The organism is Undibacterium sp. Xuan67W (assembly GCF_049340165.1).
Classification (GTDB): Bacteria; Pseudomonadota; Gammaproteobacteria; order Burkholderiales; family Burkholderiaceae_D; genus Undibacterium.
This window is the reverse complement of the sequence record NZ_JBMPPN010000053.1, coordinates 1-1,258: the sequence shown is the minus strand read 5'-3', so window position 1 is coordinate 1,258 and position 1,258 is coordinate 1. Positions and strand designations below refer to the sequence as shown.

General features: G+C 44.9%; 1 protein-coding gene. It reads right to left on the bottom strand.

Annotation, left to right across the window (positions count from 1 at the left end):
• Positions 1-19: 19 nt before the first annotated feature.
• Positions 20-967, bottom strand: a complete 948-nt coding sequence (locus tag ACO0LE_RS20200; RefSeq protein WP_422962120.1) for an IS110 family transposase — start codon at positions 965-967, stop codon at positions 20-22.
• Between the last annotated feature and the right edge of the window lie 291 nt (positions 968-1,258).

Genomic DNA, 1,258 nt, shown 5'->3' with positions numbered 1-1,258 from the left:
GTAGATACTGTCTTGCAGATCAAGCGAATTCTGGATTAAAAGGGGTTTTAGACTTAAGGATCGTAAAAGCCAAAGAAAGTAATTTTCGCATACAAGCAACGATAGCGAGCATCTTAGGTTTTCCTGCTTGTAGTAGTCGTTGATAAAAATGGCGGATGACAGGGTTGAAGCGCATAGCGACAATAGCAGGCATATACAAGCCAGCACGTAAGCGAGCGGAACCTGTTTTTGAGATTCTGCCCTTCCCCCTGACAGATGAACCTGACTCGTACGGTCGTGGATTCAAGCCAGCAAATGAGACGACGGACTTGGCACATGCATGGCGGGAGAAAGGTAGTTCAGCAAGCAATAAGGCACTAGAAACTTTCCCCAACCCTGGAATAGACTTGAGTAAGTCGCTTTGCGTGCGCAGATCGGGATCGTCATCGATATGCGCTTTAATGGTTTGCTCAATCGCCCTAATCTCTTCTGCCAACGTGAGTAAGACAGTATTGATGGAAGGGGCAACAACTGGTAAAGAAACTTCCAGGCGGTTACGTTCTTGTTGCTGTAAATCCTTGAGTGACTCCAAGCGACGAACAAGCGCTTGTAGCTGGCGGATATTGGCTGGAAGCGGCGTAAATAAAGAAGGATTCATCACCTGGCAAAACCGTGCGATTAACTTGGCGTCGGCTTTATCGGTCTTAACACGGCTTAATGTGCTCTGTGCAAATGCGGCAATTTGTGCTGGATTAACGACGGAAACTTTGTATTTTGCGTCAAACAAATAATTCGCTAGTGCTTCGTAATATACGCCGGTCGCCTCCATGCAGAAATGAGCATCTTGCACAGACAAGGACTCACACCAGATCAGCATATCGTCGAAGCCGGAGCGTGAATTTTTAAATGTCTTGTGCTTATATTTATTATTGCTATCAAGCACAGCTATATCAAATTTTAGTTTGGCGATGTCAATACCGATATTCATCATAAAGATCAAAGTGAGGAAAATAAAGACGATTTGGAAACCTGTATGGTCTAACCTTGTGGATGCAGGCTCAGGTGCCAATAAGTGGCACTGGCCTAGGATACTGTTCAGATTTAACAGGAAATGAGATACGGGTGCATATCTACGTTTCGGGCTAAAAGCCCCAGGGTGCGCACGGCATCCCGTATCTATTCCAAATAACTTTTACTCAGCGAATAGTTGCTTTTGTAAGCATTCAATTTTCATCTATTGAATGAATCCTTATGATACAAGGGTGCGCCATGCGCACCG

Excerpts from the sequence above, each read along its gene's own strand:
- ACO0LE_RS20200 (WP_422962120.1), bottom strand. The coding sequence starts at position 967 with ATGAATATCGGTATTGACATCGCCAAACTAAAATTTGATATAGCTGTG.